Genomic DNA, 15443 nt, shown 5'->3' with positions numbered 1-15443 from the left:
CGAACCCGAAGCGAGCCGTCGGACATCCCGGATCTCCAGAGTTCCGGTCTCCACCTCCGGGGATAGCCCCCCGCGCGAAACACTGCCTTTTTTTCCCACACCTGCATCACTGATCGCGATACGATGTTTTCAATTTATATCTTGACTTACAACGACGAGATCGACATTGCGGCCTGCATCGAGTCGGCCCTCCAATGCGACGATATCATTGTGGTGGACTCCTTCAGCAGCGATCGCACCGTCGAGATCGCCGAACGCTACCCCGTGCGGGTCCTCCGACACGAGTTTGAAAGCCACGGCCGCCAGCGCACCTGGATGCTGCGGAACGTCCCCGCCAAACATGAATGGGTCTACATCCTCGAATCCGACGAGCGCATGACCCCGGAACTGTTCGCCGAGTGCGATCGCGCCAAGGACAACACCGACGGCAACATCGGCTTCTACGTCGCCGAACGGGTCATGTTCATGGGCCGCTGGATTCGCCGCAGCACCCAATACCCCCGCTACCAGATGCGCCTGTTCCACAAGGAGAAAGTCTGGTTCGACGACTACGGCCACACCGAGCGGGAAGTCTGCGAAGGCCCCACCGGCTTCCTGAAAGAAACCTACCCCCACTACACCTCCAGCAAGGGTATGAGTCGCTGGCTCGACAAGCACAACCGCTACTCCACCGACGAAGCCTATGAAACCGTCAGGCAGTTGCGATCGGGGACGGTGGACTGGAAGAACTTGTTTTTCGGGAAGACGGAAGTCGAACGGCGGCACGCCCTCAAAGATCTGTCCCTGCGGATGCCGTTTCGCCCCCTGATCCGGTTTTTGTATATGTACATCCTGCTCGGCGGCTTCCTCGACGGCTCCGCTGGCTTCGCCTGGTGTACCCTGCAAGCCTTCTACGAGTACCTGATCTTGATCAAAGTTTGGGAGATCGAGAATCTGCCCGCCCCGAAACTCGATCCGGATGGCGAACCCAAGGGGGCGATCGCAGAGGCGACCCCGGCCGACCTCCCCCAATTTTGAGAATCGGGCCGTCCCACAGGGTGCATTTGTAACAAATTTAATCAAGAAACGCTACGAAATATATCGGATTGCAAAGAATCGATCGATTCCCTTTACCCTGATGTCCCTTCATTTCGGGGTCATTTAATCCCGGGGTGCGGCGGACTCCGGGATGTTTGCGTACCCCATCCCCTGCTACCATGTCATCTGTGTTGATGCTCGGACCGATCGACAGCTCCGGCGTGATGGTCTCCAATGTCAATTATGGTTAGCGCGGGTATTTGAAGTATGCATCTGAGTGAAATTACTCATCCAAATCAACTCCACGGTTTGTCTGTCCACGAACTGCAAGAAATTGCCCGACAAATCCGCGAGAAACATTTAGAAACGGTCGCCGCCACGGGGGGACACCTGGGGCCCGGACTGGGCGTGGTGGAACTCACCCTGGGACTCTACCAGACCCTCGACCTGGATCGGGACAAGGTGATCTGGGACGTGGGACACCAGGCCTACCCCCACAAAATGGTGACGGGCCGCTACAACAATTTCGGCACCCTGCGCCAGAAAGACGGCGTGGCGGGCTACCTGAAACGCTGCGAGAGCCGTTTCGACCATTTCGGCGCCGGACACGCCTCCACGAGCATCTCCGCCGCCCTGGGGATGGCGATGGCCCGGGATATGCGGGGCGAAAACTTCAAGGTCGCGGCCGTCATCGGTGACGGTGCAATGACCGGGGGCATGGCTCTGGAAGCCATCAACCACGCCGGCCACCTGCCCCACACCAATATGATGGTGGTCCTCAACGACAACGAGATGTCCATCTCCCCCAACGTCGGCGCCATCCCCCGCTACCTCAATAAAATGCGCCTGAGCCCCCCCGTGCAGTTCCTGAAAGATAACCTGCGGGAACAGTTCAAACAAATTCCCTTCGTCGGCGAGACGTTGAGTCCCGACATGGAGCGCCTCAAAGATGGGATGAAACGTCTGGCGGTGTCGAAAGTCGGGGCGGTGATCGAAGAGTTGGGCTTCACCTACCTCGGCCCGGTGGACGGCCATAATTTGGAGGAGTTGATCGACACCTTCCAGCAGGCCCACGAAATCAAAGGCCCGGTGATGGTCCACGTCTCCACCACCAAGGGCAAGGGTTACGCGATCGCCGAAAAAGATCAGGTCGGCTACCACGCCCAGTCCCCCTTCAACCTCGCCACCGGCAAGGCGATCCCCTCCAACAAACCCAAGCCCCCCGGCTATTCCAAAGTCTTCGCCCAAACCCTGATCAAACTCGCCGAAGACAACCCCAAAATTTTGGGCATCACCGCCGCGATGGCGACGGGGACCGGTCTGGACAAACTTCAGGCCAAACTCCCCCAACAGTACATCGACGTCGGCATCGCCGAACAGCACGCCGTCACCCTCGCCGCCGGACTCGCCTGCGAGGGGATGCGCCCCGTGGTGGCGATCTACTCCACCTTTTTGCAGCGGGCTTACGACCAAATCATCCACGACGTCTGCATCCAAAAGCTGCCCGTGTTCTTCTGTCTCGACCGGGCCGGGATCGTCGGCGCCGACGGCCCCACCCACCAGGGGATGTACGATATCGCCTACCTGCGCTGCCTGCCCAACATGACCATCATGGCGCCGAAGGACGAGGCGGAATTGCAGCGAATGATGGTGACGGGCATCAACCACACCGACGGCCCGATCGCCATGCGCTATCCCCGGGGATCGGGGTTGGGCGTCCCCCTCATGGAAGAGGGCTGGGAACCCCTGCCCATCGGCAAGGGCGAAATCCTCCGCCACGGGGAAGACCTGCTACTGCTGGGGTACGGTTCGATGGTCGCCTCGGCGATGCAGGTGGCCGAAATTCTCGGCGAACACGGCATCGAATCCACGGTGGTCAACGCCCGGTTCGTCAAGCCCCTGGATACGGAACTGATCCTGCCCCTGGCGCGGCAGATCGGCAAGGTCGCCACCCTGGAGGAGGGCTGCGTCATGGGCGGCTTCGGGTCTGCGGTGGCCGAAGCCCTGATGGATCACCAGGTTCTGGTGCCACTGAAGCGGTTCGGCGTCCCCGACAAACTGGTAGACCACGCCAAGCCGGACGAGTCGAAGGCGGATCTGGGCCTGACCAGTTCCCAAATTTCCGAACAGATCCGGGAGGCGTTCTTCAGCAAGCAACCCTCTCCCGTGAGTTGATCGGCGCTACGGAAAGGGGGCGCGATCGCTCCCCCTTTCGAGTTCCCGCTGCCCCACTAAAATAGAATTGGACGCACTCGAGTCCGGATCTCGAACATTCGCCGAGGCGAAGACTACGAATTGATTTGTAGTTGTCGCTTTGGCGATCGTTCGTTGTGCGGGTACTTTTCGATTTCGCGTCCCGGCACTACTCTATTGTGAATTGCGATCGCGATCGCATCGACCGTTAGCCCAACACAGAAGTCAACCTTGTCCATGAATTCAGACGACATCCCAACCCCAGACCGAGACGAACCATTGAATCCCCCGACCGAATCATCACCCCTCGAGTCCGGCGACAATCTCGACGGCCAAGCCGACGAACTGCGACAGGAGATCGCCCGACTCCGGGCGACCAAAGCCAAACTTCAGCAAGAACAGAGCGACCTCTCCCAATCCATCGGCAATTTGGTGTCCGAAACCCTCGGCGAGTTGGAACGGCGACGCCAAGCCCTGCAAGTGGAAGTGGAAAAACTCGAACGCCGCCGCGATCGCATCCAAAAGGAGATGCGGACCACCTTCGCCGGCGTCTCCCAGGATTTGGCGATCCGGGTGCAGGGCTTCAAAGATTACCTCGTCGGCAGCCTCCAAGATCTCGCCGCTACGGCCGAACAGCTCGATTTGATCCCAGAAGCTCAGGACACCCCGGCTCCATCGAGTTCCCCCGCCGCCCCGGTGTCCCCGGAGGAGTCTCCGGACGAGTCCCCCGCGCCCCAATTTACCCCATCGGCTTTTCAAGAACAGACCCAGCAAATCCGCCGTATTATTGACCAATATCGCACGATGCCGGACTATTACGGCCCCCCCTGGCAGTTGCGACGCACCTTTGAACCCATCCACGCCAAACAGGTTTCCAACTGGTTTTTCACCCAAGGGGGACGGGGGGCGATGCGGACGATGGGCTCCCGCCTGCAAAATATTCTGGTGGCCTCGGCGACCGTCTCGGTGCTCAGAACCCTCTACGACGATCGCCTGCGGACGCTGGTTTTGGCAAACAGTCCCGAGCGGCTCGGAGAGTGGCGGCGGGGACTGCAAGATTGTCTGGGCATCGACCGCCGCGACTTCGGCCCCGATCGCGGGGTGGGATTGTTTGAAGACCCGGAATTGTTGGCCCAAAAGGCGGAGCGGTTGACCGGCGGCGGCTGGCTCCCGTTCATCATCATCGACGACGCGGAGGAAAAAATTAGCCTTTCCTTACTTCAGTTTCCCCTCTGGCTGGCCTTCGCTCCCGACCCCCAGGCGGCTCAATCTGCGGCGGACAAATTTTAGTTTTTGGTGAACGGTTGACGGCGGCGGTCGCCGGCGATTTCTCCCCTCCGATCCATCCGGGTCCGGGGGAGATCGTCTAAACTGGGATCGGTGTGGGACTTTGAAGATCGGCGCGGGGATCGAGGAGTTGAGATGAACAGGTCAGAACCTCCCCCGATCGCATCCCCCCACGGGCGATCGCATCCGGCCCGGGAATTATCTTTACAAAAAACGACTTGACAATCGGCTGAATGAGGCCCGATGTTGGATTTAGGATGCGAATCCGATGATCGAACTTTTAAAGGGAATGGGTTAAACATGATTGAGTGGTTCGTCTTGAATGGAGGGCTCTTGGCCGCCGCCTACCTGCTGGGATCGATCCCCACCGGGTACGCCATCGGCCGCTGGTTTTACGGGATCGATATTCGGGAACAGGGATCGGGCTCGACGGGGGCCACCAACGTCCTGAGAACCTGCGGCAAGGGGCCGGCCCTCGCCGTCCTGTTGGTGGATATCTTGAAAGGGGCCGCGGCGATCGCGATGATTTTCGCCGCCTACTCCCTCCCCGCCACCCGCCAGATCGCCCTGGAAGCCGGGATTCAAAATCCCGACGCCCTCGCCTACTGGGTGGCGACTCTTTCCGGCTTGGCGGCGGTGGTGGGCCACACCACATCGCTGTGGATCGGTTTCAAGGGGGGCAAGTCCGTCGCCACCAGTTTGGGGATTTTGTTCGCTCTCAATTGGGTGCTGGCTTTGGCGACGCTAACCGTTTTTGCGGTGGTTTTGGCGAGTTTTCGGATCGTCTCTTTGGGTTCGATCGCCGGCGCGATCGCCATTTCGGCCCTGATGATCGTCACCGGACAACCCCTCCCCTACCAACTGTTCGCCGTGGCGGCGGGTGCCTACGTCATCTGGCGTCACCGCACCAATATCGAGCGGTTGTTGCAGGGGAAAGAACCCCGCATCGGTCAGAAATTGTCGGTGGAAACCCAGTAAAGGCGCGATCGCACTTTGATCGGAAATCGGCATCTCGACTGATTCTCTCAACTCGGACGGCGAATGCTTTTTCTCTGTGTCCTTCGTTCTGATACCGACCAATTCCCACGCCGCAGAGTCGGGGAGTGTCCAATCCTCCCCCATGCGTGGGCGCGGGAGTCGAGAGTCGGGAGTCGGGAGTCGGGAGTCGGGAGTCGGGAGTCGGGAGTCGGGACAACCAAAGCCCTTTCAGAGTTTTCGGGCTTTCTTGGATTCGTTCATACGCGATCGCCATACTGGCGATCTTTTTGTTGTTTAAAAAATAAAAAAATGTTAAAAATTTCGTCGTTTTTGGGAAGAAAGCTTGATTTTTGACTTGACTTCCCGTATTATTTTATATAATTGGAATAGTGACGAAAATAAAATTTGTGCAACCACTCCATTATTCGCAACTTTGTCAAGATTTTACCGCCGATCGCGCCCCCCTGTCAACCCTTCCGCGCCACAAACTTTACAATTCTTATTAAAACGATTTCACCACTTCTCTAAAATTTCGTTCCGCCCCGATCTCATCCCGCCGCGCCTGCTCCCAAAAATCGTACAAATACCGTTTTTCAATCCGGGGAAAAGTCGGGGAGCGATCGCAAAATCGACTGGGGAATGGCATCAGCCAACAGCGGAAATTGACGGACTCCCGATGCCGAATCGGAAATGACAGCGCGGGAGTCTCGCAGCCGGAGCGGATTCTTGACGCGATCGCTCACTGCTATGTTTTTGTTTTGAAAAAATTAAAAAAATATTAAAAATTTCGACTTTTTTTTGAGGGGGGTTGATTTTGGGCTTGACTTCCGGTATTATTTTAGATAATGGGAGTGGTGATTGAAATAAAATTTTTGCGACCACCCCATTATTAAGAACCTTGTCAATATCATACCGCCAGCCGTCGCCCCCTGTCAACCCCTCTTCGCCGAAAAATTTACAATTCTTATTAAAACGATTTCACAAATCGTACAAATACCGTGGGGAAGAGGAACAATTAATTATCAATTATCCATTGTCAATTATCAATTCAATTTAACTTCCCAATTCCCGGGAGCGATCGCGCGCCGCCCGCACCGCCTCAATTAAAGCCGAGCGAAAACCCGCCGCCTCCAATTGAGCGATTCCGGCGATCGTCGTGCCCCCCGGACTGGTGACGCGATCCTTGAGTTCGGCCGGGTGCAGTTCCGTTTCCCGCAGCAGTTGGGCCGTGCCCCAGACGGTACTCAAAGCCAACTTAGCCGCGATCGCCCGAGGCAGTCCCGCCGCCACCCCACCGTCCGTCAGGGCCTCGACCATCACGGCGACGTATCCGGGACCCGAACCCGATAAACCCGTCACCGCATCCATCAAATATTCCGGGACTTCCACCACGTCCCCCACCGCCGACAGAATTTCCGTGGCCCGCTCGACGTGGACGGCTTCCGCCCGTTTTCCGGAGGCCAGGGCGCTCATCCCCGCCCCCACCGTTGCGGGGGTATTGGGCATCACCCGAATCACGGGGCGATCGGGGACAGCCCCCTGCAACGTTTCCAGGGTCGTCCCGGCCAAAATTGACAAGACCAGCGTCTCCGGCGGCACCGCGGCCAAATCCGAAGCGATCGCGCCGAAGATCTGGGGCTTCACGGCCAGCAACACCACCTCAGAAGCCCCTGCAGCCTCGCGATTCTCGGAGGTGAGAGCCACGCCATACTGTTGAGAAAGGGACTCCCGCCGAGCCGGCGAGGGGTCGCTGACGATGACTTCCGAGGGCTGGTACACCTGTCGCGCCAGGAGGCGAGACAGCAGCGCCTCTGCCATCACCCCGCCGCCGATCGCCCCAAATTTAAACCCTGTCATAAATCTTTTCTAAATCGCATTGAACACTCATCGATCAGGAGGAGTGAGGAGTCACAAGTCAGAAGTGAAGAATTTCTCACTTCTGGTATGGAGTGTGGGGAAAGTGAAAAGTGAAATGTTACCTATTCCCTATTTCCTATTCCCTATTCCCTATTCCCTATTCCCTATTCCCTATTGAGCAACCGTGACCGTTTTTGACTCGTACCGCTGAGGGGCTCGCGGCCACCGGTTGCCGAGGTTCCAATTGAAAACAACTACTGGATAGCCTGGATTTTCTCCGGTTGCCAGACGGAACTCGCCGTCGGAGCCATGCGGGGACGGACGCCCGGAACTTCGTTGGCCACGCCGGATTGGGTTCTGACCTGAACGCAACTGGGCGTAAACAGGAAGATGCTCTCCCCGATGCGCTCTTGGTGGCCGTCGAGGGCATAGGTGCCGCCGGCGACAAAATCCACGGCCCGCTGGGCTTGGTCGGGGTCCATCATCGTCAGATTCAAAACGACGGACTTGCGCTCTTTGAGGGCGCGGATGGCGGCGGGCATTTCTTCAAAGGTGCGCGGCTCCATCACCATCACCTCGGAAATCCCGTTGAGCGCTCCTGGCATTCCAATCACGTTATTATTCATTCCGGTTGAACCCACTCCTACTGACTCAGGTGTAAGATTGCTGCCGCCGACGGTGCCGACGGTTCTTTCCCGCCCGCGGCGGGGGCTGCGGCGTTCCTCCTCGGCGACGAGGGGGGCCGCCTGCGGTTGGGGGGCTTGCTGGTACATGGTCTGGTACTGGTCCCCTTCCATTTCATCGTATTCGTAGTCGTACTCAACGGATTCGTTGAGTCCCACGAAATCCCGAAGTTTGCCAAACAGTGTATTCACGGTGTACTCTCCATCGAAACTCCGAACCCCGACCGAACTCTCCTCACGGGTTAGCCCGGAGGGGTTTACTATTCTGAGTTTTTCTGTACTCGGTCATCTTGACAGAAAAAATACGCTCTCGTCTATATCTTTCTCTTACCAAATATACTCTGTCCGGGCCGGATCAGAGTCGCACCCGCTTCTACGGCGAGTAAATAGTCGGCCGACATTCCCATCGACAATTCCCGCATTTGGATGTGATCCCAATTTTGCGACCGGATGCGATCGGCCAATTCTCGGGTGGCCTCGAACACCGATCGCGTCTCGGTTTCGTCCAATCCCTGGGGGGGGATTGTCATCAGACCTTGAATTTTTAGGGCCGTGCAGGCGTCCAATTTCGGCAGGTCGGCCATCAATTCGGGGACAGTCCAACCGTATTTGTTGGGGTCTGGCAAGATTTTCACCTGAAAACAGACGTGCGGCGATCGCGACTGTTCCCGGGCTAGGCGATCAAGCCGCTTGGCGAGTTTCAAACTGTCCACCGAATGAATCCAATCAAAATTGGCGATCGCCCGCGCCGCTTTGTTACTCTGGACGTGGCCGATCAGGTGCCAGGTGATATCCGTGAGATCTCGCAATTGTTCCTGTTTAGCCTCCGCCTCCTGAACCCGATTTTCTCCGAAATCCCGCACCCCGGCGGCGTAGGCGACTCGAATTGCATCGGCGGACACCGTTTTGGTCACGGCGACGAGTCGCACGGAGGGGGGGATGGAAGCGCGAATATTGGCAATTTGTTCGGCGATCGAATCACTCATATCGAAAATCTGTCTGGGGTGGCGTCCGGCATCTCACTAAAAGTCAAAAATTGACGGGAGGGAGAAGCGGTTTGAGAGATTTAGGTCGGACTTGAGAGGACTTGCGGGGCATTTCCAACCGCGATCGCGCACTGATACCAGATCAACGGTTACTGAAACGTGCGGTGGTGGATGGATTGCAGTTTTCGGAGGGCCTCCTCCTGGCCCGTGCGTCGCAACATCCGCAGGCGAATTTCCACCAACAATCTGGCATCCGAGCGACTGATGGGTTCAAACTTCAATCCGGCGGGCGATTGGGTCACTAAAAAAAAGAGGCGCTGGGCGTAAAGGGTCGTAAATAACTCTTGATTATCTTCAACCGGGCAAACTTTGAAAAGTAAGCCGAAGTTGGGATGGTTCATGTAAGTTTCAGTTGTCATTCAACCTCAAAGTCAGCAAATAATCGCTTCAATCAGCTTAATGCAAGGGTCGGCATTGTCGAAAACTGGAGCAGTTGAATGGCGGGAATCCCGCGATCGCCGCATCGCAGAACGCCGGAGACCCGAAACCGCGATCGGTTTCGCGTCGAAGATCCGCCGATATATCTTGACATTCTCCCGGCAACTTTTCAAGTCTGACAAAAGAGAAAGATTTTTCCCGATGCCTCAAGGTTCCCAGCCCCAAATCAAGCGCAATCCCCAAAACAGCGTCAGGCCCGCCAGCGCGATCCAATCCCGCCAGCGGATGCGGAGCTGATGCCACTCGACCCGGTGTCGGTTCGGACTGGTGAACCCCCGCACCTTCATGGCGTTGGAAATTTGCTCGGCCCTCAACAGTAAATTCTCCAGCAGTCGTTCCGCCACCAACAGCCAAATTTGGGTCGCCCGCCGCAGGCCCAATTTTTTCCAATCGATCGCCCGAGTCCGTACCGACCGATACAAATTCTGAATTTCCTCCAATACCAGCGGAAAAAATCGCAGCGAGAGAGTAAGTGTCAGGGCAATTTCCGTCACCGGAATTTTCAGCCACCGCAGCGGCTTCATCAAACTTTCCAATCCCGCCGCAATTTCCTCTGAAGCCGTCGTCAGCAAATACAGATTGGTGCTGTAAACCAAAGTAAACAGCAGCGTACTGATCCGCAACCCCAAATCCAAGGAATAGCGAGTAACGGTCAGGGGACCCTGAACTATGAGGACGTAGCGGTAGGGCGTCGGTTGGGGTAGCGGTGCGGCGTTCTCGGCAGTTTCCCCCAGAGAAAACGCGATCTCGTCCGGCGGCAGGCGGGGTTGGTGTTCCACCGTCAAGCCGTCGGGGAGGATGCAACTGATCGCGAACAGCAACCCGCAGAACATCAGCAGCCAACCCATCTGCCGTTTCCAAACCCGCAGGGGAATTCGCGCCGTCAGCGTAATCAGGATCAGCAGGCCCACCAACCCCAGGCGCCAGAGGGAACTGGCCAGCAGGGGGGCGAGTAAAAAACTCATCAGCCAGACCAACTTGATCCGGGCGTCGAGGCGGTGCAGCCAGGTGATCGGCTGTTCCAGATACAGGCCGATGGGGAGCGATCGCAATAAATCCATAGAAAGATCAGTTCGTCTTCAATTCTCGATTCAGACCCGCGTGGCCCGGTTGGCCGAACCCCGCTCCACTTCCCGCATCGCCTTGCCCCGCCACATCAGCCGGATCGGCGTCCCGGAAAATCCCAGTTGTTGCCGGAACTGGCCTTCCATGTAGCGACGGTAATTGTCCCCGAACCGCTTGGGATCGTTGACAAATAAAACGATCGTCGGCGGTCGGGAACTGACCTGGGTGCCGTAGTAAATTTTTCCCTGGCGTCCCTGGCGGTTCGTGGGGGGGGAGTGCCAGCGTACCGCCTCTTCGATCACTTCGTTGATCACCGCCGTGGACACCCGACGCCGGTGTTCTTGGGCCGCCTGGTCTGTCAGGGCCAAAATTTTGTTCACCCGCTGTCCGGTTTTGGCGCTGACAAATATCATGGACGCCCAGTCGAGGAAATACAACCGCGATCGCAACACCTTCTCAAAATCCAAAATGGTATAAGTATCCTTCTCGATCGCATCCCATTTATTCACCACGATCACACAGGCCCGCCCGTCGTCGGAAATCCGCCCCGCCAGCTTCTGATCCTGGTCCGTCACCCCCTCCTCGGCATCGATGACGAACAACACCACATCCGCCCGACGGATCGCCTTGAACGCCCGGTTGATCCCGAAAAACTCCGCCCCATACTCGACGTGCTTTTTCCGGCGAATTCCCGCCGTATCGATCAAACGGTAAATCTGGCCGTTGCGTTCCACCACCGTATCGATCGCGTCCCGAGTCGTGCCGGAAATGGGGCTGACGATCGCCCGTTCCTGCCCCAAAAACGCATTCAACAGGCTGGATTTGCCCACGTTCGGCCGTCCCACGATCGCCACCCGCAACTCCTCCTCGTCGGAGACCTCGTCGGCGGGGGGCAGGTGTTCCATCAGGGCGTCGAGCAGTTCCCCCGTCCCGCTGCCGTGGATGCTGGAAATCGGAAACGGATTTCCCAACCCCAACTCCCAAAACTGCGCCGCCTGGGTGATGCCGAGGGTGGGAGATTCGCACTTGTTCACCGCCAGCAACACCGGGACCTGGTGTCCCCGCAGCCAACTGGCGATCGCTTCGTCCCCCCCCGTCGGCCCGGTCTGTCCGTCCACGACGAAAATCGCTGTCGTCGCCTCCGCCAAGGCCATCAAAGCCTGTTCGCGGATCAGCGGCAGGAACTCCGTTTCGTCGTCGAACACCAGCCCCCCCGTATCCACCACCACGAACTCCCGATCCTGCCAAAATGCGGGGCGGTAGGTGCGATCGCGGGTGATCCCCGGTTCGTCGTGAACGATCGCGTCCTGGGTAGCCGTGAGACGGTTGACTAAGGTAGACTTCCCCACATTGGGGCGTCCGATAATGGCAACAATGGGTCGAGACATGGAACTGTAGCCCGGTGCGGGCTCCGATAGTGCTAATGTTCTATCTTATCGCTTGCCGGCTTCCGAGTGGGGAGTCGGGAGTCGGGAGTCGGGAATGGGAAGAGGGCGAATCCCATCCACCCCAATTTTTCACTTTTCACTTTTCATTTTTCACTTTCTTACATGGAACGGGTAATTTCGGCGATCGGACTCGTGGTTTTCGTGGGATTGGCTTATCTCTTTTCCGTCGATCGCAAGGCGGTGCGGTGGCGTCCGGTGCTGTGGGGGATCGCCCTGCAAATTTTCTTGGCGATTTTTATATTAAAAATTCCCCTCGGACTGGCCATATTTAAAGCCCTCGGCGATATGGTTACCCAATTCCTAAATTTTTCTGATGCCGGGGCGCAATTCTTATTCGGCGAGGGATTCGAGGAACATTTCATCGCCTTCAAAGTCCTGCCAACTATCATCTTTTTTTCCTCCTTTATAACGATACTGTATCACTACGGAATTTTGCAGAAGGTGGTGGAATGGGTGGCGGTGGTGATGGTGCGGACGATGAAAACTTCCGGTTCGGAAACCCTCTCCTGTTCCGCCAATATTTTCGTCGGCCAGACCGAAGCCCCGCTGTTGATCAAACCCTACATTTCTACGATGACGCGATCGGAACTCCACGCGGTCATGACCGGGGGATTCGCCACCGTCGCCGGGGGCGTTTTGGCCGCTTATATCTCCTTCGGAGTCCCCGCCGAACACCTGATCGCCGCCTCGGTGATGTCTGCCCCCGCCGCCCTCGCCATTTCCAAAGTCTTTTATCCGGAAACCGAAGTTTCCCCCACGGCGGGACAGGTGAAAATCGAAGTCAAACCCACCTCGGCAAATGCGATCGACGCGGCGGCGATCGGCGCGTCGGAGGGGATGAAACTCGCCTTGAATGTGGCGGCGATGCTGATCGCGTTTTTGGGATTATTGGCGTTGGTCAATGGCATTTTGGGATGGGTCGGAACCGGAATCGGGGTGACGCAATTGTCATTAGAATGGATTTTTTCGTTCGTCTTCGCCCCCGTCGCTTGGCTGATGGGCGTGCCGTGGGAGGACTGTCGCCAGGTCGGTATATTACTCGGAAAAAAGACATTTTTAAATGAATTTATCGCCTATTTAGATCTGCAACGACTGATCGAAAATTCCACTTCTCCGGAAGCCGGCCCGACCCTCTCCCCGAGGGCGATTTTGATCTCCACCTACGCTTTGTGCGGCTTTTCCAACATCGGATCGATCGCCGTCCAAATTGGCGGCATCTCCGGCATGGCACCGGAACGGCAACCCGACCTGGCCCGACTGGGCGTCCCGGCGATGGTGGCGGGTTCCCTGGCCTGCTTCATGACCGCCTGCGTGGCCGGGATGTTAAGTTGATTTGGGGACATCTGAAATCTAAAATTAGGGCGCAAGCCAGGGGCCCCTACAATTCACACACTCCCAACTCTGCTTTTGATACAATAAACGGTGCGATCGCCCGTAAAATTGGGATTGAGACAGATTGGAGGTATCAGATGAGTTTGAATGTGGTGACGCTCGTGGGACGGGTGGGCAGCGATCCGGACGTGAAATATTTTGAGTCGGGGACGGTGAAATGTCGGTTGAGTTTAGCCGTCGATCGCCGGAGTCGCAACAGCGATAAACCCGACTGGTTCAATCTGGAGATGTGGGGCAAGACGGCTGAAATTGCCTCCAATTACGTCCGCAAGGGACGTTTGGTCGGGGTGAAAGGGCAATTGAAAATTGATACTTGGTCCGATCGCAATACCGGGGCGGAACGTTCGAGTCCGGTGATTGTCGTCGATGACCTGCAAATGTTGGGATCGCGTCGGGACAATGAAGCGGGTGATGTCCCCGACAATTACGATGAATTTTAGTGCGATTCATCTAATCCGCACCTATGCATGAAACGTTGTACGCCAAATATTCAGTCTCGTGAGTTCACCAGAATTAGATCGGATCTTGACCGAATTCCAATCCGGAAAAATTGCATTCGAGCAAGGGCGATACCGCCAGTCGGTACGACATTTGGAAACGGCCCGCGATCGCGTGGAAACGGCTTCCCGGCTGGGGGGGGAGGTGCAACTTTGGCTGGCGACGGCCTACGACGCGGCGGGCGATCGGCAAGATGCGATCGCCCTGTGCCGCTCCCTGAAGTTCCACCCGAGTTGGGAAACCCGAAAACAGTCCCGCCGCCTCCTGGAAATTCTGGAGGCCCCCAAACTCAGCCCGGACTCGGAAGGACTCGTCGAAATTCCCGACCTGAGCGATATCGACACCGACGGCAAGAACTTTGCGGTGGCCAGCGCCAAGTCGGGGGGCGCTTCGACATCCCGCTCCCAAACCCAAAAAATGGAAGAGGAACCGCTCGATCTGAGCCAAGTGAACACCAAGGACAATCAATTTCTGTGGGTTGCCCTCATTGCCCTCGGACTGGCCGTGAGCAGTTTATTCCTATTCGCTTCGGGCTGAAGTGAGAACGGTTCGGGTGTGGCAAAGGATGAATCGCTCATAATATATAAATAGTATGGAATTTGATAATCCAGACCTCGAAACGATAAAGCGCCAGTTGATGAGTAGCAAACGACCCAAAAAACCGAAAATGCTGGTGGTAGATGACGAGCCAGACAATCTGGATTTGCTTTACCGCACATTTCGGCGCGATTTTAGCGTTTTTAAAGCTGAGAGTGGAAAGCGAGCCCTGGAGATCTTGGCGGCGGAGGGGGAGGTGGCGGTGATCATCTCCGACCAGCGGATGCCCGAAATGAAGGGGACGGAGTTTCTCAGCAAAACCGTGCCGCAGTTCCCGAATACGGTTCGGATCATTTTGACGGGGTTCACCGACATCGAAGACTTGGTGGACGCGATCAATTCCGGCCAGGTCTACAAGTACATCACGAAGCCCTGGGACCCGAACGAACTGAAAACCGTCGTCCAGCGGGCTGCGGAAACTTACGAACTCCTCAAGCAGCGGACTGAGGAACTGCAGCGGGCCCAAAAGCAAACCCGACTGCTGGCGACCATCATGGATCTGGCGCTGAAGGCGGAGGCGTTGGAAGAGACGTTGAGGGCGATCGCGAGTTCCGTCGGAGAAGATCTGGGGGCCGATGCGGTGGTTCTGCAACCGATGGTGGCGGACAACCCGGACTCCCCCGCCGCCGGATACGGCATCGTCACGGACGCCGACACTTGGCTGAAGGACGATCCCCTGGTCGGAGAAGCGATCGCCGCCCGCACCCTACAGTGCGAAGTCAACATTCCAGCCAACTCCGACCTGGCCGAGTGCGATCGCTACAAAACCGCCGACATCCAGGCCCACCTCTGTTCCCCCATCCTCGACCGCGAGGGGATCGTGGGCCTGCTGTCTCTTCAGTGGCAAAAACCCTGCCAACTGTCCCCGGACGACCTGGATACAGTTCACCTCGTCACCCAGGAAATGGCGCTGGTGTTCTCTCACCTGCACCGACTCCAATAAT

15 protein-coding genes are annotated in these 15443 nt (G+C 57.1%); 8 read left to right on the top strand and 7 right to left on the bottom strand.

Annotation, left to right across the window (positions count from 1 at the left end; genetic code table 11):
* The first annotated feature begins 123 nt into the window (after positions 1 to 123).
* From LKE08_RS26365 to plsY, 4 genes are all read left to right on the top strand, one after another.
* Positions 124 to 1017: a glycosyltransferase family 2 protein gene (locus LKE08_RS26365; protein WP_324707268.1), complete on the top strand. Its 894-nt coding sequence runs from the start codon at positions 124 to 126 to the stop codon at positions 1015 to 1017.
* Positions 1018 to 1284: 267 nt separating this feature from the next.
* Positions 1285 to 3192, top strand: a complete 1908-nt coding sequence (dxs, locus tag LKE08_RS26360; RefSeq protein WP_324707267.1) for a 1-deoxy-D-xylulose-5-phosphate synthase — start codon at positions 1285 to 1287, stop codon at positions 3190 to 3192.
* 297 nt (positions 3193 to 3489) lie between these two features.
* Positions 3490 to 4500 (top strand): DUF3086 domain-containing protein, encoded by a 1011-nt coding sequence (locus tag LKE08_RS26355; RefSeq protein ID WP_375341468.1) that lies wholly within the window; start codon positions 3490 to 3492, stop codon positions 4498 to 4500.
* A 297-nt stretch (positions 4501 to 4797) separates the two neighbouring features.
* Complete coding sequence (gene plsY / locus LKE08_RS26350; protein ID WP_324707266.1) at positions 4798 to 5475, top strand: glycerol-3-phosphate 1-O-acyltransferase PlsY; 678 nt, start codon at positions 4798 to 4800, stop codon at positions 5473 to 5475.
* Between the two features lie 593 nt (positions 5476 to 6068).
* On the opposite strand, the gene LKE08_RS26345 is transcribed toward plsY, so the two are convergent.
* The 7 genes from LKE08_RS26345 to der all read right to left on the bottom strand — a co-directional run bounded on the left by LKE08_RS26345 (position 6069) and on the right by der (position 11952).
* A complete protein-coding gene (locus LKE08_RS26345; protein ID WP_324707265.1) occupies positions 6069 to 6218 on the bottom strand; it encodes a hypothetical protein in 150 nt (49 codons plus the stop codon).
* Positions 6219 to 6528: 310 nt separating this feature from the next.
* Complete coding sequence (gene proC / locus LKE08_RS26340; protein ID WP_324707264.1) at positions 6529 to 7332, bottom strand: pyrroline-5-carboxylate reductase; 804 nt, start codon at positions 7330 to 7332, stop codon at positions 6529 to 6531.
* Between the two features lie 254 nt (positions 7333 to 7586).
* Positions 7587 to 8207, bottom strand: a complete 621-nt coding sequence (locus LKE08_RS26335) for a cell division protein SepF (protein ID WP_324707263.1) — start codon at positions 8205 to 8207, stop codon at positions 7587 to 7589.
* Positions 8208 to 8329: 122 nt separating this feature from the next.
* The gene (locus LKE08_RS26330; RefSeq protein WP_324707262.1) at positions 8330 to 9001 is read right to left on the bottom strand and encodes a YggS family pyridoxal phosphate-dependent enzyme; all 672 of its coding nucleotides are present in this window, start codon (positions 8999 to 9001) and stop codon (positions 8330 to 8332) included.
* Between the two features lie 149 nt (positions 9002 to 9150).
* Complete coding sequence (pipX, locus tag LKE08_RS26325; protein ID WP_324707261.1) at positions 9151 to 9420, bottom strand: transcriptional coactivator PipX; 270 nt, start codon at positions 9418 to 9420, stop codon at positions 9151 to 9153.
* A 225-nt stretch (positions 9421 to 9645) separates the two neighbouring features.
* Entirely contained in the window at positions 9646 to 10560 is a 915-nt protein-coding gene (locus LKE08_RS26320) for an energy-coupling factor transporter transmembrane protein EcfT (RefSeq protein WP_324707260.1), read from the bottom strand.
* A 30-nt stretch (positions 10561 to 10590) separates the two neighbouring features.
* Positions 10591 to 11952 (bottom strand): ribosome biogenesis GTPase Der, encoded by a 1362-nt coding sequence (gene der, locus LKE08_RS26315; protein ID WP_324707259.1) that lies wholly within the window; start codon positions 11950 to 11952, stop codon positions 10591 to 10593.
* Positions 11953 to 12114: 162 nt separating this feature from the next.
* Here der and LKE08_RS26310 point away from each other — a divergent pair, with 162 nt between their 5' ends.
* From LKE08_RS26310 to LKE08_RS26295, 4 genes are all read left to right on the top strand, one after another.
* Positions 12115 to 13344 (top strand): NupC/NupG family nucleoside CNT transporter, encoded by a 1230-nt coding sequence (locus LKE08_RS26310; RefSeq protein WP_324707258.1) that lies wholly within the window; start codon positions 12115 to 12117, stop codon positions 13342 to 13344.
* Between the two features lie 137 nt (positions 13345 to 13481).
* A complete protein-coding gene (locus LKE08_RS26305) occupies positions 13482 to 13844 on the top strand; it encodes a single-stranded DNA-binding protein (RefSeq protein ID WP_324707257.1) in 363 nt (120 codons plus the stop codon).
* A gap of 58 nt (positions 13845 to 13902) precedes the next feature.
* Entirely contained in the window at positions 13903 to 14439 is a 537-nt protein-coding gene (locus tag LKE08_RS26300; RefSeq protein WP_324707256.1) for a tetratricopeptide repeat protein, read from the top strand.
* 55 nt (positions 14440 to 14494) lie between these two features.
* Positions 14495 to 15442: a response regulator gene (locus LKE08_RS26295; protein WP_324707255.1), complete on the top strand. Its 948-nt coding sequence runs from the start codon at positions 14495 to 14497 to the stop codon at positions 15440 to 15442.
* Position 15443 lies beyond the last annotated feature (1 nt).

This window comes from Lyngbya sp. CCY1209 (genome assembly GCF_035615495.1).
Lineage (GTDB): Bacteria > Cyanobacteriota > Cyanobacteriia > Cyanobacteriales > Microcoleaceae > Limnospira.
The sequence above is the reverse complement of the archived record's forward strand: the minus strand, read 5'-3'. Positions and strand labels throughout refer to the sequence as shown.